Source organism: Bradyrhizobium sp. WBOS08 (assembly GCF_024585125.1).
GTDB classification, from domain to species: domain Bacteria; phylum Pseudomonadota; class Alphaproteobacteria; order Rhizobiales; family Xanthobacteraceae; genus Bradyrhizobium; species Bradyrhizobium japonicum_B.
On record NZ_CP028988.1, the window covers coordinates 5,735,860 to 5,752,149 of the forward strand.

The 16,290-nt window shown below is 64.4% G+C and carries 9 protein-coding genes; 7 read left to right on the forward strand and 2 right to left on the reverse strand.

Annotated elements, in window-relative coordinates; all coding sequences use genetic code 11:
- Window positions 1–368: 368 nt before the first annotated feature.
- The 6 genes from DCM80_RS27005 (at window position 369) to DCM80_RS27030 (ending at window position 10,035) form a co-directional block, all read left to right on the forward strand.
- A complete protein-coding gene (locus DCM80_RS27005; protein ID WP_257194483.1) occupies window positions 369–1,664 on the forward strand; it encodes an N-acetylmuramoyl-L-alanine amidase in 1,296 nt (431 codons plus the stop codon).
- 231 nt (window positions 1,665–1,895) lie between these two features.
- The gene (locus DCM80_RS27010) at window positions 1,896–4,394 is read left to right on the forward strand and encodes a penicillin-binding protein 1A (protein WP_257194484.1); all 2,499 of its coding nucleotides are present in this window, start codon (window positions 1,896–1,898) and stop codon (window positions 4,392–4,394) included.
- 107 nt (window positions 4,395–4,501) lie between these two features.
- A protein-coding gene (gene prfB / locus DCM80_RS27015) for a peptide chain release factor 2 (protein ID WP_257180207.1) occupies window positions 4,502–5,633 on the forward strand; the annotation gives its coding sequence in 2 pieces (ribosomal slippage) (window positions 4,502–4,570 and window positions 4,572–5,633; 1,131 coding nt in all).
- Window positions 5,634–5,635: 2 nt separating this feature from the next.
- Window positions 5,636–6,508: an NAD(P)-dependent oxidoreductase gene (locus DCM80_RS27020; RefSeq protein WP_257194485.1), complete on the forward strand. Its 873-nt coding sequence runs from the start codon at window positions 5,636–5,638 to the stop codon at window positions 6,506–6,508.
- Window positions 6,509–6,594: 86 nt separating this feature from the next.
- Complete coding sequence (locus DCM80_RS27025; RefSeq protein WP_257194486.1) at window positions 6,595–7,503, forward strand: DMT family transporter; 909 nt, start codon at window positions 6,595–6,597, stop codon at window positions 7,501–7,503.
- Between the two features lie 354 nt (window positions 7,504–7,857).
- Window positions 7,858–10,035 carry a hypothetical protein gene (locus DCM80_RS27030; protein WP_257194487.1) on the forward strand — a complete coding sequence of 726 codons (2,178 nt, stop codon included), beginning with the start codon at window positions 7,858–7,860 and terminating at the stop codon, window positions 10,033–10,035.
- 65 nt (window positions 10,036–10,100) lie between these two features.
- Here DCM80_RS27030 and DCM80_RS27035 read toward each other — a convergent pair whose 3' ends face one another.
- Entirely contained in the window at window positions 10,101–11,453 is a 1,353-nt protein-coding gene (locus DCM80_RS27035) for a peptidoglycan DD-metalloendopeptidase family protein (RefSeq protein WP_257194488.1), read from the reverse strand.
- A gap of 111 nt (window positions 11,454–11,564) precedes the next feature.
- The gene (locus tag DCM80_RS27040; protein ID WP_257194489.1) at window positions 11,565–12,254 is read right to left on the reverse strand and encodes a peroxiredoxin; all 690 of its coding nucleotides are present in this window, start codon (window positions 12,252–12,254) and stop codon (window positions 11,565–11,567) included.
- 195 nt (window positions 12,255–12,449) lie between these two features.
- Between DCM80_RS27040 and DCM80_RS27045 the strand changes: the two genes are divergently transcribed.
- Window positions 12,450–16,280: an AsmA-like C-terminal region-containing protein gene (locus DCM80_RS27045; protein ID WP_257194490.1), complete on the forward strand. Its 3,831-nt coding sequence runs from the start codon at window positions 12,450–12,452 to the stop codon at window positions 16,278–16,280.
- The last annotated feature ends 10 nt before the right edge of the window (window positions 16,281–16,290 follow it).

Sequence of the window (16,290 nt, forward strand, 5' to 3'; positions counted from 1 at the left end):
CAAGGGAACGGGTAATGGGTTACGTCGCTGTCAGAACCGTCCCGGTAACGTGAGTGGTAACCCAGGACCGGTCCGCCGCCGACGCGTGACCCGTTCCACCCGCTGCCGCGCACCGCGCTGGCCTTAGAGGGAAACGGAAAACGCTGGAATTCCCAATCTTGGGAGTTCCGGCGCTGCGCCGGGAGGCTGAATGCGACACAACCGAAAATATCGGCCGTCAGCATTCCGTACATACGAGGAATGAGCCATCCGTGCAAGGGAGCGTCGCACGGCGGTCACAGTCGAAGAGTTTCGCACATCCGTCATTAAGGATCGATTAACCCTGTGGTTCTATTGCGTTAAGAGGGCTGCTCGGAGGCACGGAATCGGTGGCGAGCCGCACACATCGACGGGTTTTGCTGGGATGCGCGCTGTTGTGCGTTGCGGCATTGCCATGTGCTGATTCCTCGCGCCTGAGGGCAGCGGAAAGCCAGTCGCAACCCACTGTTGCAGCGGCGAATTTTCCGATCGCCTCGGCCGCCCGACTGGCCGGCGACGGCAAGCAGACCCGCTTCATTCTCGACATCAACCAGGCCGTGACCTTCCGCGCCGTCACGCTGGCAGACCCTTACCGGGTCGTCATCGACGTGCCGCAGGTCAATTTTCAGCTGCCCGCGGGCACCGGGGCCGGGGGGCGCGGACTGGTCAAGGCCTTCCGCTACGGGCTCGTCATGCCTGGCGGCTCGCGAATCGTGTTCGACCTGACGGGACCGGCCAAGATCGCCAAGTCCTACGTGGTCGAGGCGGCCAACGGCCAGCCGGCCCGGCTGGTGCTGGAGCTCGAGGAGGTCGACCGTGCCGCCTTCATGCAGGCGCTCGCGCCTGAAAGCCGCCCCGAGCTGCGGCCCACCATCGCCGAGGCGCAGCCTGCAACGGCGCCGGCGGCCACAGCCCCGGACACGGCGCAGCAGAAGGCCGATGGCCGCCCGGTGGTCGTGATCGATCCCGGCCATGGCGGCATCGACAATGGCACGCAGTCGAGCGGCGAGAGCGAGAAAAACCTGGTGCTGGCCTTCGCTTTGGCGCTGCGCGAAAAACTGGAGAAGGCCGGCAAGTACCGTGTGGTCATGACGCGGGACGACGACACCTTCATTCCCCTCAATGACCGGACCAAGATCGCCCGCAACCACAAGGCGGCGCTGTTCGTCTCTATTCATGCCGATGCGCTGCCGCGGGCCGAGGGCGATGCGCAGGGCGCGACCATCTATACGCTGTCCGACAAGGCGTCCGACGCCGAGGCCCAACGGCTGGCGGATGCGGAAAACCGGGCCGATGCGATCGCCGGCTTCAACCTCGCGGAGGAGCCGAACGAGGTCGCCGACATCCTGATCGACCTCACGCAGCGAGAAACCCGCACTTTTTCAAACCGTTTCGCCCGCCTCCTGATGGGCGAAATGAAGTCGACCGTGCGGATGCACAAGCATCCCCTGAAATCGGCCGGCTTCCGGGTCCTGAAGGCGCCCGACGTGCCGTCGGTGCTGGTCGAGATCGGCTACGTCTCCAACAAGGGCGACCTCGAGCATCTGGTTTCCGAGGGCTGGCGGTCCCGTGCCGTGGGCTCGATGGCGCAGGCGATCGACGGGTTTTTGACCAAGCGGATGGCCACGGCGGGAACTCCGAACTAAATCGGTTAATTCCTGCCGACCCAAAGGCCCTAGTTTGGCCACAGCGGACGCTCTATAAAAACCCCGCAGGGGTTTCCGGAATCGGCGAGAATCCTGCTCGGCAAGCGTCGGAAGTCCGGCATTGATGTGATTGCGTAAGCCGCCGAATGCGCGACGTGAGGTTGGCGGCCATTTGGGGTCGCCATGGGGCTGATACTGGGCTGATCCAGACTTTGAACGGATAAATAGATAATGCGCTTGCTGGTGCGGTTCATGGGCTTCCTGTTCGCCGCGGGAACAGTGGTGTTCCTTGTCGGTGTCGGGGCCGTGGCGGGCTTGATCTGGCATTTCTCCAAGGACTTGCCGGACTATTCTCAGCTTCAGGATTACGAGCCGCCGGTGATGACCCGCGTGCACGCGGTCGATGGTTCGCTGGTCGGCGAATACGCCAAGGAGCGGCGGCTTTATCTGCCGATCCAGGCGGTGCCCAAGCTCGTGATCAACGCGTTCCTCGCGGCCGAGGACAAGAACTTCTACGAGCATGGCGGCATCGACTACACCGGCATGGCGCGCGCGGGCCTGGTCTACATCCAGAACTACGGCTCCAACCGCCGTCCGCAAGGCGCCTCCACCATCACCCAGCAGGTCGCCAAGAACTTCCTTCTGACCAACGAGGTCTCGTTCGCCCGCAAGATCAAGGAAGCCTTGCTGGCGATGCGGATCGAGAAGACCTATTCGAAGGACAAGATCCTCGAGCTGTATCTGAACGAGATCTATCTCGGTCTTGGTGCCTACGGCATCGCGGCCGCGTCGCTGGTCTATTTCGACAAGTCGGTGAACGAGCTGACCGTGGCGGAAGCGTCCTATCTGGCGGCGCTGCCCAAGATGCCGGCGACGCTGCATCCGGTCCGCAACCGCGACCGCGCCATCGAGCGCCGCAACTATGTCGTCGACCGTCTGCTGGAGAACGGCTGGATCAAGCAGGCCGACGCCGACAAGGCGCGCAAGGAGCCGCTCGCCGTCACCAGTCGTTCCAACGGCGCCCACACATTCGCCGGCGAGTATTTCGCCGAGGAAGTTCGCCGCGACATCTTCGAGCGCTACGGCGAGAAGAAGCTGTATGAAGGCGGCCTGTCGGTCCGCACCACGCTGAATCCGAAGATCCAGGTCATGGCCCGCAAGGCGATGGTCACCGGCCTCGTGAACTATGACGAGCAGCAAGGCTATCGCGGCGCCATCAGCAAGCTCGACATCTCGGGAGACTGGGGCGTCAAGCTCGCCGAGATCAAATCGCTCTCCGACATCTCGCCGTGGCGCATGGCGGTCGTGCTGGAAACCAGCGACCAGTCGGCGCGCATCGGCTTCCAGCCGAGCCGCGAGCTTGGCGGCGCCGTCAGCAAGCAGCGCGAGACCGGCATCATCACGGTCGACGGCGTGCGCTGGGCGCGGGCCGTGCAGGGCGGAACCAAAGGCAAGACGCCGACGGCGGTGTCGCAGGTGCTGCAGCCCGGTGACGTGATCTATGCCGATCCGCTCTACAAGGACGGCCAGCCGGTCGAGGGCCAGTACCGGCTGCGCCAGATCCCCGAAGTGTCCGGCGCCATGGTGGCGATGGATCCCTGGACCGGGCGCGTGCTCGCCATGGTCGGCGGCTTCTCGTTCGACCAGAGCCAGTTCAATCGCGCCACGCAAGCCTACCGGCAGCCCGGTTCGTCATTCAAGCCGATCGTGTATTCGGCTGCGCTCGACAACGGCTATACCCCCTCGACCGTCGTCCTCGATGCTCCCATCGAAATCGACCAGGGGCAGGGCGCAGGCGTGTGGCGGCCTGAGAACTTCTCGTCGGGCAAGTTCCAGGGACCGGTGACGCTGCGCAACGCGCTGCGGCAATCCCTCAACACGGTGACGGTGCGGCTTGCGCAGGACATCGGCATGCCGCTGATCGGCGAATATGCCCGCCGCTTCGGTGTGTATGACGAGCTGCCGAACTATCTCTCCTATGCGCTCGGCGCGGGCGAAACGACGGCGATGCGCATGGTGACGGCGTACTCGATGCTCGCCAATGGCGGCCGCCGCGTGAAGCCGACCTTGATCGATCGTATTCAGGACCGCTACGGCCACACCATCTTCAAGCACGACCAGCGCGAATGCCGCGGCTGCGACGCACCGGGCGGCTGGAAGAACCAGCCTGAGCCGCAGCTGATCGACCGCCGCGAGCAGGTGCTGGACTCCATGACCGCCTATCAGATCACCGAGCTGATGGAAGGCGTGGTGCAGTCCGGTACGGCCACGGTCATCAAGGCGGTCGGCAAACCCGTCGCCGGCAAGACCGGTACCACCAACGAGGCGAAGGACGCCTGGTTCGTCGGCTTCTCGCCCGACATCGCCGTCGCCATCTATATGGGCTACGACAAGCCGCGTCCGCTCGGCAAAGGTAACGCCGCAACCGGCGGCCATCTGGCAGCTCCGATCGCGCGCGACTTCCTCCAGCTCGCGCTTGCCGACAAGCCCGCCGTGCCGTTCAAGGTGCCGGCCGGCATCAAGCTCGTGCGTGTCGCCGCAAAGACCGGCATGCGTGCAGGCCCCGGCGAAACTGGCGGAACCATCCTCGAAGCCTTCAAGCCGGGCACGGCGCCGCCGGACAATTACTCGGTCATTGGCGTTGCCGACGCCGACGGGCGCATGCCGGTCTCGCAGCAGCAGCCGGATTCCGGCTTCCTGATGCGGCCGGGGACCGGCGGGTTGTGGTAGGCCGCGGATAAGGTCGACGATCACGGCTCCGGCGGTTGCGCTTTACGGCCGCCGCCGCTACATCCCCTTTCGAACTGCACGCGGGATTCCGCAAGACAGAGAACGACATGCGCGCCGAAATCGAACGGTTGGTAGAAGAGATCAAGCAGTCAGTCGGGCTGCTGAGGAGGCATCTTTGACGTCGAGAAATCGACGGCGCGCCTCGCTGAGCTGAACAAGCTCGCTGAAGATCCCAATCTTTGGAACGATCCCCAGAAGGCCCAGAAGCTGATGCAGGAGCGGACCTCGCTCGAGGATTCGCTCTCGGGCATCGGCAAGGTCGAGCAGGAGCTCGAAGACGACATCGGCATGATCGAGCTCGGCGAGGCCGAGGGCGATGACGGCGTCGTCGCCGAGGCCGAGGCCGCGCTGAAGAACCTCAAGAAGGAAGTGGCGCGGCGCGAGCTCGAAGCGCTGCTGTCGGGCGAAGCCGACCGCTTCGATTCCTATCTCGAGGTCCATGCCGGCGCCGGCGGCACCGAGAGCCAGGACTGGGCGCAGATGCTGCTGCGCATGTACACGCGCTGGGCCGAAACGCACGGCTTCAAGGTCGAGTATCTCGAAGAGTCCGAGGGCGAAGAGGCCGGCATCAAGTCGGCGACCATCCAGGTCTCCGGCCACAACGCCTATGGCTGGCTGAAGACGGAAGCCGGCGTGCACCGCCTCGTCCGGATCTCGCCGTTCGATTCCAACGCGCGGCGGCACACCTCGTTCTCCAGCGTGCAGGTGTTTCCTGTCATCGACGACAGCATCAAGATCGACATCAAGGAATCCGACGTTCGCGTCGATACGATGCGGTCGGGCGGCGCCGGCGGCCAGCACGTCAACAAGACCGAATCCGCGGTGCGCCTCACGCACATTCCGACCGGCGTCGCCGTGGTCTGCCAGGCCGGCCGTTCCCAGCACAAGAACCGGGCACAGGCCTGGGACATGCTGCGCGCGCGGCTCTACGAGATCGAGCTGAAGAAGCGCGAGGAGAAGGCCGCCGCCGACCAGGCCGCCAAGACCGATATCGGCTGGGGTCACCAGATCCGCTCCTACGTGCTGCAGCCCTACCAGATGGTGAAGGATTTGCGCACGGGCGTGCAGACCTCCGACACTTCGGGGGTGCTCAACGGCGAGCTCGACGATTTCATGGCCGCGACGCTGGCACAGCGCGCGTTCGGCACCACGACCGGCGAGATCGAGGACGTGGACTGATCATGCCCCGTGTCGCCTTCATCGGATTGGGGCGGATGGGGCACGGCATGGCCGGCCGCTATCTCGATGCCGGCTTCACCGTGACGCTGTGGAATCGCAGCAGGGCAAAAGCGGAAGACCTGATCGCCCGCGGCGCGCATTGGGCGACCTCGCCGGAAGATGCGGCGATCGATGCCGAGGCCGTCGTGACCATGGTCGCCGACGACGAGGCCTCGCGCGCGGTCTGGCTCGGGCCGAAGGGCGCGGCCAAGACCGCCAAGGCCGGCACCATCGCGATCGAGTGCTCGACCGTCTCCTATGACCATGCCCGCGAGATGGGCCGCGAGCTGAATGCGCGCGGGCTGATCTACATCGACTGTCCGGTGACCGGATTGCCGGACGCGGCGGCCGCCGGGAAACTGACGCTGCTGGTCGGCGCCGATGCCGCCGATCTCGAACGCGCGCGGCCCTATCTCGAGCCGATCGGCTCGACCATCCGCCATTTCGGCGCGGTCGGCTCCGGCACCGTCTACAAGCTCATCAACAATCTGATGGGCGCGATCCAGATCGCCGGCCTCGCCGAGGGCCTTGCGATCGCCGAGCAGGCCGGGCTCGACATGAAGCTGGTGCTGGAATCAATCCAGGCGGGCGTCGCTGCCAGCCCGCAGGTCACGCGTCATTCCAAGCGCATGGTCGCCCGCGATTTTTCCGGCGCGACCTTCACCGCGGCGCTGCGGCACAAGGATGCCGCCTATGCGGTGAAGCTCGCCGAGAGCCTCTTGGCCGGCAAGCCGCTGGTCGCGCGCGCCGCGGTCGAGGCCTACGCGCAGGCCAAGGCGGCGATGCCGGACGACGACGAAGGCAGGATGATCGAGCTGGTGTCGCGGCCGAAATAAGCCGCTTGGGCCTGTTCCGGAAATCGGGTGGGCACTTCCATGGCTTCGGGCTAGGCGAAGGCTCTGGGCGCCAGATACGAGACCTCATGCTTCCGACGGACAACAGGATCGACGCACGCGACTGGTTGCTGTTGGGTCTCCTTTCGATCCTGTGGGGCGGCTCGTTCTTTTTCAACAGTGCGGCCTTGAGGGAATTGCCGCCATTGACGCTGGTGCTGCTGCGAGTGGCGGCGGGTGCGGCCCTGCTTCTGCCGCTGCTGCGGCTTTATCGGATCAGCCTTCCGAAAGACGTCGCGAGTTGGCGGCCTTATGTCGCCATGGCGCTGCTGAACAACGTATTGCCTTTTTCCATGATCGTGACGGCGCAATTGTACATTTCGAGCGGGCTGGCGTCGATCCTCAACGCGACCACTCCCTTATTCACCGTCGTCGTCATGGCGGCTGTCGGAGAGGAGAGGCTGATCGCGCGTCGGGCTGCCGGTGTTGTCGTGGGCCTGATCGGCGTCATCATTCTGAAGGGAGCTGGGATCGAGTTGCTGACTGGTCAGGGGATCGGGATCCTGCTTTGCATCGGTGCAGCTCTCAGCTACGGATTCGCGGCCTTCGTGGCGCGGCGCTGGCTGTCGAAATCACCTCCGCTTGCGACGGCGACATGTCAGTTGCTCGCATCGACGGTCATGATGACGGTGCTGGCTTTCGTGTTCGACCGGCCATGGCGCCTGCCGATGCCCGGCGTGACGACCTGGCTCGCCGTGCTCGGCTCGGCCGGTCTCTCGACCGCGCTCGCGTATCTCGTCTTTTTCCAGGTGTTGCGGCGCTCAGGCGCAACCAACGTGACTTTGGTAACGCTCCTCGTTCCCGTGACGGCAATCCTGCTCGGCTATCTGGTCCTGGGTGAACCGATTTCAGCGCGTGAGATTGCCGGCGCCCTGATCATTGCCAGCGCGCTTCTTGTGATCGACGGGCGTGTCCTGACTCTCCTCCGGCGCAGCTGATGCGGTTCGACGGTCAGGCCTTGGAGCCGTTCGGCAGCGTCATCACCGGCGAGGTCGGTCACGCGAGGCAATAGCCGGGAGGAAATGCGGCTCCGCCGCAGCGGTGATCGGCGCCACCTAAGATTCCTTGCCGAATGTGGGCCACTTCACATTGCAGGTCGATCACGCGGCATAAGTTTCTGAAGCATCATCCGGAAAAACGCGCAGCGGTTTTCCGGATGATCATGCGGAAATAGCTCGGGGCATCTGGGTCGAGCGGAGCGCCTCCGCGATGCCCTCTTGGAGTTGAGCCCTGCCGCGGCGAGGGGCGGGCCCGATCGTGCAAGCGTCGCCTGCTGAGTGGGAGCGCGCAACATGGATATCATTCGGGAAATCGTTACGCACAGCCAATGGATCATTGCGCTCTTGGCGCTCTTTGTCGTCGCCTGGGCTCGCTTCAACTCTCCACCTACCAATCGCTCGGGCACGACGTTCGCAATGTTCTTTTGGGGGGTGATATTTTACTACGCCTTGATGATACCGCTCTGGCTGGTGGTGATGATCGGACTCGTACAGGGAAGCATCGGGTTCGATTTCATCGTCGACAAGTTGAAGCAGGTTGATCCAAAGGCACAGGCGCAACTCGCTCAATACGCTCCCATCGTAGCCGTGCTCATCATCGTCGTCGCTTCGCAGTTCCGGCAGGTGGCGCGGATCGACCGGGCGGCGCGGGCGTTTTGCGTCAGATTGGCCGCTATTCCGCGTGGGGCCGACCGACTGGCATTTGAACTGGCGCAAACCACCGGTTTTACGCCGCAGGGCGAGGCTCGAATCAAAGTCACCAGGATCATCTCGGAAAATATTGGTCCGAAGGCGCTGAGTTTCAGCAGGGATGGTACTCTTCCCGACCGCTTTACGAGAGCCGTCGGCCTCTACAATTTGTTCGTTGGACCCCGACAGAACGCCACTGTCCCTGACTTCGCCGGAAATGGATATGGTCGATCAGCATATGCCGAGATCATGCAAATGGGTGACGCGGTGGCAGCTCGTGCAGACGCCCGCTACGAAGAACTGATGCATGCCGGCCTGGCGTTTTTCACCTCTTCGCTTCCCGCCCCCGAATTGAAGGAAGCGCTGAACCGGAACATTGCCGAGGTCACGAATCTGACTTGTAGCCTCGTCGCTCGCTATGTCCTTTTTTGCGAAAGGACTCACAGCGGCCGTTTGCAGCGCCTTGCGAAGATGGGATTCGCCTACAGTCCTGGGCCGACCTTTGGACTGGATCAATGGGCGACAACGATCTTCCTCGTCGTCGCCTGGAGCATTGCCACGATGCTCTTCATGCCGGGGGCGCGTCCGCTTGACGTCGGAAAGGTCCTGACGATTGCGATTACGTTTGGGATTTCAATCGGCTTCGCGGTCTTGGGTGCGATCGTCGTTGCGCAACGGTTCATATCACGGAAGGAAGGCGCCTCGCCGGGATATCCGCCCATTGCCGAGCTGGTCGTCGCAGGTCTCATCGTTGTGGGACTATCGATTGCGCTCCGTGTCGGCATTCCGCTCGTATCCGCCTTGATGCACGGCGAAGGATATCAGAACGTCCTCAAGCAGTTCGTGGAACGGATATATGGGGTTATCACGCCTTTCGTCTGCACCGTTTCCCTCGGGCTTATCTGTTCCTACCTGGGCAGCTCGCGAGGAAGCTGGTACCGCGTGGCGGCCCTCGGGGCCCTTGGGAATGGTGCGGCGCTGACCTGCGCGGGCTGGCTGGTCGCGCATTTGATCGGCCGGCAGGTGCTGGCCCAGTTCTATGTGGATCCGGAATATGCGGTTCAGCTCGTGGCGCTAAGCACCGGGCTAACCGGCTTCATCGTCGGCGGCATGGTTCTCGCGGTCTTCAATGAGTCGGAGCGCATTCGCAAGGTTACCGCCGAGCGGGCAAGCGATCCGCGCAAGGATTTTCCCGTGCATGAAGCGCCGTCGATTGCCGGCGGTCTCGAATCTCAGATGTCATCTGGTTCCGATGCCGCCCGCGATCTCGGTTGCTATGCTCGTGCAAGCGTCGAGGCTCTCGAGGGCGACTACATATGCTTCAGGCCCGCTTTCTCCAAAGCCGAGATCATTAGTGCGTACCTCATAGGCGTCCACTGGGACGAGACCGAGTCCTGCCTCATGTTCGAGGAACGAGAACGTGTGGATGCCGGGCACACGCAGAGAGGACGGGTCTACATCCCGGAGGGACGTCCATTCCTGAATTTCGTTACGCTCGAAATGGGGGCCATACGTCTGATCATGGTGTCGCGTCCGGAGAAGAGCAGCGAGCCAGCCCGGGGTCTGATCACGACATTGTCCAATCCTGGAGGCGCGCAGTTTACCCCGGCAAGTGCTCCGATCGTTCTCAGACGTGTGGTCGATCACATCCCTCGACTTGGCTTCATTCGGCCCGGATCGCCCGACTATGAAAGCTACCGCCAAGAACTTGAGATGGTCGTACCCGCTTTCGGCGTCTTTGCGCCGGCGCCGCACCCGGCGCGCCGCGTACCGGCGGAGTGAGGCCGAAAGGATCGATTCCTGTCGCTCCTGCGGGCGTTAAAGCGTCCGGGTTGCGGAGAGAAAGACTAACCCGCGCTCAGCCGCACGCCGGCGCGCAGGAATTTTTGCGGATCGACCGCTTCGCCCTCGATCCGGGTTTCGTAATGCAGGTGCGGACCGGTGGAGCGTCCGGTCGAGCCGACCAGACCGATGACCTGGCCGATCTTCACGATCTCGCCGACCTTGACGTTGATCTCCGAGAGATGGCCGTAGCGGGTCGACAACCCGTTGCCGTGATCGACCTCCACCATGCGGCCGTAACCGCCGGACCAGCCGGCGGAAACTACCTTGCCGTTGGCGGTGACGCGGACCGGATCGCCGCTGGCGGCGCGGAAGTCGAGCCCGGTATGCATCGCGGGCCGGCCGAGGAAGGGATCGCTGCGGACGCCGAAGCCGGAGGTGAACTCGACCTCGCCGATGACTGGCTTGCGGTAGGGCACCAGCGCCAGCGTGCGGTTGAGACGATCCATCTCGGCGCGGGTGATGTTGATGCGATTGAGCTGCTTCTCGAACGGCCCGGCATTGGCGGTCAGCTTGATGGGAACGAAGGGCCCGCCCATTGCGCTGCGCGGCACGGCGGCTTCGAGACTGGCGAGGTTGAGACCGAGATCGCTGACCACGCCGCGCATCCGGCGCATGCGTGAGTCCATGCTTTCCTCGACCGCGCTGAGCACCGCCATCTGGCGACGTTCGACCTGATCGAGCGAGGTGGTGAGCCGGACCAGGACGTTGTCGAAGCCATGGTTCTTCGCAAATTGATTGGTCTGGGGAGCCACGACGGCCGGGGCGCGCGATTCGAGCCGCGCCTCACGGTCCGGCGGCGCCACGAAGATCACGGTGTCGCTGATCGGCGAGGGCTTTGGCGTGCTCTGGCTCGAATCGCCGCGCTGCGGGGCCGCACGGGGAATCGAGCCGGTCACGTCGGGCATGGCTCCGAGCGCCGTGGCCCGGGACTCGAGCGCCGTCTGGCGCTTCATGATCTGGTCAAGCTTCTGGTCGAACTGCTCCTGGTCGAGCAGCTGCCGGCTGGTGGTGCGATCGACCTTGGCGCGCAGCTCGGCGATGCGGTCCTCATAGGCGTATTGCATCTCGGCCTGGCGGGCGATCAGCCGGGTCAGGACGTCGTCACGGAAAGCAAAGTAGGTGGCGGTCGCAGCCGACCAGAGACCGAGCAGCACCACCGTACCGACCACGATCCAGAATACCACGGGCCCGAAGCGGACCTGCTTGCCGGCATGGACGATGGTGTAGGCGTCGTCGGTCGCGGGAAGGGGGATCGCTGCGGCGGCCGCAACAGCGGGACGGCGTTGGAAGGCCCGGCCGTGGTCGTGCGGATGATGTTGGGGGTACTGCGAATATTGGGCAGAACTTTTCGACATCGGCACTCCCGCGCCGGTCGGATGAGTCCGTACGGCCCTAATTGCCGCAGCAATCTGGGCCGGTCATGGTTAATTTTCCGGAAACGGGAACAGGCGAATTCAAAGGACTGGTTAAAGGCTTCTTGCCGCCTCCAGCACCGCATCGGCATGCCCGTCGACCCGGACATTGCGCCAGATCCTGGCCACCTTGCCGTCGGCCCCAACCAGGATCGTGGTGCGAAGAATTCCAAGGAAGCTCTTGCCATACATGGACTTTTCGCCCCAGGCGCCATAGGCTTCCAGCATCTCGTGCTGCTCGTCCGAGATCAGGGGGACATTGAGCCCGTGCTTGTCGCGGAATTTCTCCTGGGCCTTTAACGGGTCGGCGGAGATCCCGAGCACGGCGGTGCCGGCGGCCGCGAAGGCGCCGGCGAGGCGGGTGAAGTCGATTGCCTCCCGGGTGCAGCCGGGCGTGTCGGCGCGGGGATAGAAGAACAGGACCAGCTTTCGGCCGGCATAGTCCGCCAATGTGACGACGTCGCCGCCGTCGCGGGGCAGGCGGAAGGCGGGGGCTTTCTGGCCCTCGGCCAAGCTGGCCTTCGCCCTCGCGGGCGCGGAGGCCGATTTGGAGGAATTTAACTGTTTCGATGCCGCCTTATGTGATCCTGCTTTTGCTAATGTCCCGGCTGATTTGCTCGCCGGTGTCCGCTGCGTCTTTGCGGACTTTGTTTGACTCGATGCCCGCGCTTTCAGGGTGTTCTTCTTAGCCGTCGGACTGCCGGAGGGCGCTTTGGACGATTTCTTGCGGGATTTCTTGGACATACGCCTTCCTTTCGACGCTTTCGGCGGGTCAACCGAAACGGTATTGCAGCTCTCGTCCGGTGTGCCGGACTGGCGCCCTTGGCTGGGCAAGTCTGACGACGCCGGAGTATGGTTACAAGGAATTCCACGCACCACCCCACTGCTCGTTGAACGCGCTCCCGGGGCGAAATGACGAACAGCAGGAATATTCGAAGTATGGCTGCAGTGCCGGCGCAGGGAGGTTTGCTCCCTGGGAGCGGCTGCGGTCCCGGCGGCGCTCAATCTCATGACGGGCGCCTGTATCGAGAGGCAATGGCAAGGAATAAGTCGCCCCAGGATTACAATCGGGACTTCGATCGGCACGGCGGTCAACAGCCGCAGGAATGGGACGACGCCGATTGGGATCCGGATCAGGAGGCGGCCGCGGGCCATCGCGCGCGCCGGCTGTTGGCGCGTTCCAACTCGCGCTTCCTTCGCTTCGGCGACGGGTTTGGCGCGCTGCGCCGCTGGCTGGCCGCCGATCGCTGGCTGAAGCGGCTCGTCCTCGTCGTCGGGACTGTCGCCGTCATCTTCGTCGGCTGTTTCGCTGCGCTGTGGTGGCGGCTCGGCGCCGGTCCCATCAATCTCGACATCGCAACCCCGTGGCTGGCCGCCGCGATTGAGGACAATATCGGCCACGGCAACACGGTCGAGATCGGGGGCACCCAGATCGAGCGGGCCGGGCGCGTCCGCATCGCCGTCCGCATCCGTGACATCATCGTCCGCGACCGCGATCACGCCGTCGTCGCCAGCGCGCCGAAGGCCGAGGTCAAGCTGTCGGGGGCGGGCCTGCTGATGGGGCACCTGCGGGCCGAAAGCCTCAATCTCGTCGATGCCGAGCTCGCGATCCGGATCGCGCCCGACGGCACTGTCACCGTGTCCGCCGGCGACACCGCAAAGCCGCTGGCCACCGGCGTCGCCTCGAAGAAGGATGCCGGCCTGCCGCCGACATTCCCGCGCAGCGGCGTTCCGCCGCCGCCCTTCGCCACGGCGCCCGCCGGCCAGGATCCATCTCAAGCCGCCTCCCAAGCTACTTCGCAGGGCGCCCCCCAGGCGACCGCGCAGAGCGGCATTCTTCAGGGCCTCGACTGGCTCGACAGCCTGAGCATGACAGGTCTTGACGGCCAGAACCTCAACGAGATCGGTCTGAAGAACGGCAATCTGATCGTCGACGATCAGCAGCGCGGCAGCAAATGGTCGTTCGAGAACATCACGCTCAGCCTGCGCCGGCCGAGCCGCGGCGGCGTCACGCTCAGCCTCGGCGAGGAGGGTGCGCGCCCCTGGATGCTGCGCGCCACGATCGGTCCGGCCGAGAACGGCGTGCGCTCGGTCGACATCAAGGCCGACAAGGTCTCGACCTCCAACATCCTCCTGGCGCTGCGGGTCAAGGATCTCACCTATACCGCCGATTTGCCGCTGACCGGCGAGCTCAAGGGCGAACTCGGCCGCGACGGCGTGCCGACCTTCTTCCGCGGCAAGATCGCGGTCGGCGCGGGCAATATCATCGACACCGACACGCCCGACTATCCGATGGCGATCGACCAAGCTGAGATCAATCTCGAATGGGATGCCAACCGGCGGGTGCTGGTGGCGCCGTTCAAGGTCCTGTCGGGCGCGAACCGGCTGACGCTGCTGGCCCATCTCGAGCCGCCCAACGGCACCGTCAACGACTGGCAGCTCGGCTTCAGCGGCGGGTCGATCCTGCTCGGCGGCATCGACAACGAGCCGCCGCTCGTCTTCAACCGCATCGCGATCGGATTCCGCTTCGACACCGACCACAAGCGCTTCCTGCTGACACAGGCCGACATCAGCAACGGCGAGATCGGCGTCGCCGGCACCGGTGCGATCGATTATTCGGGCGAGCCGCGCCTGACGCTGGGCTTTGCGGGAACGCCGATGTCGGCCTCCGCGCTGAAGCGGATGTGGCCGACGCTCGTCGTTCCCGAATTGCGCGAATGGGTGATCGAGCGGATCGAGCGCGGCACGCTCCAGCGCATCGAGATCGGGATCAACTCGCCGACGAAAAATCTTCCGCGCAAGGGCCCGCCCATTCCCGACGACGGCCTCTCGGTCAACATCGTGGCGAGCGGCGTCGCGGTCCGTCCGGTGGACGGCATGCCGGTCGTGCACGATGCCGATCTGAAGGCGCGCGTAACCGGCCGCACCGCGACCGTGACGATCGGCCAGGGCATCGCCGATACGCCTGCGGGCCGCAAGATCACGATCTCCGATTTCGTCTTCGAGGTGCCCGACATGGCGCCGAAGCCGTCGCCGTCGCGGACCAGGTTCCGCGTCGATGGCCCGGTGCCCGCGGCGGCTGAAATGCTGTCCAATGATCGCCTCAGCGATCTTTCGTCGACGATCATCGATCCCAACACCAGCAAGGGGACGTTCACGGCGAACATCCAGCTCGGCCTGCCGGTCAAGGGCGAATTGACCAAGTCCGACACCATCTATGCCGTCACCGCCGACCTCAACGGCTTTGCCGCCGACAAGCTGGTGATGAACCAGAAGCTCGAGGCCAACAACCTCAAGATCGTCGCCAACAACCAAGGCTATCAGGTCAAGGGCGACGTCAAGATCAACGGGCAGGCGGCCTCGCTCGACTATCGCAAGCCGACCGAAGGCGATGCGGACGTCAGGCTGCAGGCAACGCTCGACGATGCGAGCCGCGCGCGCCTCGGCTTTGATCTCAGTCCCGCCGTCAGCGGATCGTTGCCGATCAAGCTGTCGGGCAAGATCGCCGGCGGTCCCGACCAGACCACGAAGCTCGGCGTCGAGGCTGACCTGACGTCGGTCAAGCTCGACAACATCCTGCCGGGCTGGGTCAAGCTGCCGGGCAAGTCGGGCAAGGCCAGCTTCAAGGTGGTGCCGACCGCGCAATCGACGCGTCTGGAGGACATCGTCATCGAAGGCGGCGGCGCCTCGATCAAGGGCTCGCTCGAAGTCGACGCGAACGGCGACCTCGTCAACGCGAACTTCCCGGTCTATTCGCCGTCCGACGGCGACAAGACCTCGTTGAAGGCCGAGCGTGGTCAGGACGGCGTCATCAGGGGCACCATACGCGGCGACGTGTTCGATGGCCGCGGCTTCCTGAAGTCGGCGATCTCAGGCAATTCCAAGGACGACAAGAACAACAAGATGAAGGGCGTCGATTTCGACATCGACGTGAAGCTCGGTGCCGTCGCGGGCTTCAACGGCGAGGCGATGCGCAGCGTCGATGCCAAGATGTCGAAGCGCAACGGCGCCATCAAGGCCTTTACCCTGAGCGGCAAGATCGGCCGCGATACGCCGGTGGCGGCCGATCTGCGCGGCGGGCGTGCGCAGGGCAGCCGCGAGGTGATCTATCTCCAGACCAACGATGCCGGCGCGTTGCTGCGCTTCACCGACACCTACACCAAGGCGGTCGGCGGCCAGATGGTGGTGGCGATGGAGCCACCGACATCCGAGCCGAACACCTCGCGCGAGGGCCTCATCAACGTCCGCGACTTCACGGTGAAGGGCGAGGCGCAGCTCGAGCGCGTCGCCGCCGGCGCGCCCAACGGCACCGGAAACGGCGTCTCCTTCAGTGCGCTGCGCGCCGAGTTCACCCGGCAGAACGGCGCGCTGACGATCCGCGACGGCGTCGTCAAGGGCCCGATGATCGGCGCCACCATCGAAGGTTCGATCGACTATCCCGGCAACCAGGTCTGCATGAGCGGCACCTTCGTGCCGATGTACGGGTTGAACAACATGTTCGGACAGATTCCGGTGCTCGGGCTGTTCCTGGGCGGTGGCGACAAGGAGGGACTGATCGGCGTGACCTACGAGGTCATCGGCACGCCGGCCGCGCCGGTGATGCGCGTCAATCCGGTCTCGGCCATGGTGCCGGGCGTGTTCCGCAAGATCTTCGAGTTCAACACCGGCAAGCAGAACACGCCGTTCGAGGAATTCCCCTCGCAGTCGAACGACGGCTCGACCGGCTCGACGCGTCAGCTCTCGAGCGGCTGCAGCCTCACGCGGCGGTAGAGGCGGCCTT

What these genes read in the sequence shown, in the direction of transcription:
- DCM80_RS27010 (WP_257194484.1), top strand. Translation starts at nt 1,896, where the DNA reads ATGCGCTTGCTGGTGCGGTTCATGGGCTTCCTGTTCGCCGCGGGAACA.
- DCM80_RS27020 (WP_257194485.1), top strand. Translation starts at nt 5,636, where the DNA reads ATGCCCCGTGTCGCCTTCATCGGATTGGGGCGGATGGGGCACGGCATG.
- DCM80_RS27025 (WP_257194486.1), top strand. Translation starts at nt 6,595, where the DNA reads ATGCTTCCGACGGACAACAGGATCGACGCACGCGACTGGTTGCTGTTG.
- DCM80_RS27030 (WP_257194487.1), top strand. Translation starts at nt 7,858, where the DNA reads ATGGATATCATTCGGGAAATCGTTACGCACAGCCAATGGATCATTGCG.
- DCM80_RS27035 (WP_257194488.1), bottom strand. Translation starts at nt 11,453, where the DNA reads ATGTCGAAAAGTTCTGCCCAATATTCGCAGTACCCCCAACATCATCCG.
- DCM80_RS27040 (WP_257194489.1), bottom strand. Translation starts at nt 12,254, where the DNA reads ATGTCCAAGAAATCCCGCAAGAAATCGTCCAAAGCGCCCTCCGGCAGT.
- DCM80_RS27045 (WP_257194490.1), top strand. Translation starts at nt 12,450, where the DNA reads ATGGCTGCAGTGCCGGCGCAGGGAGGTTTGCTCCCTGGGAGCGGCTGC.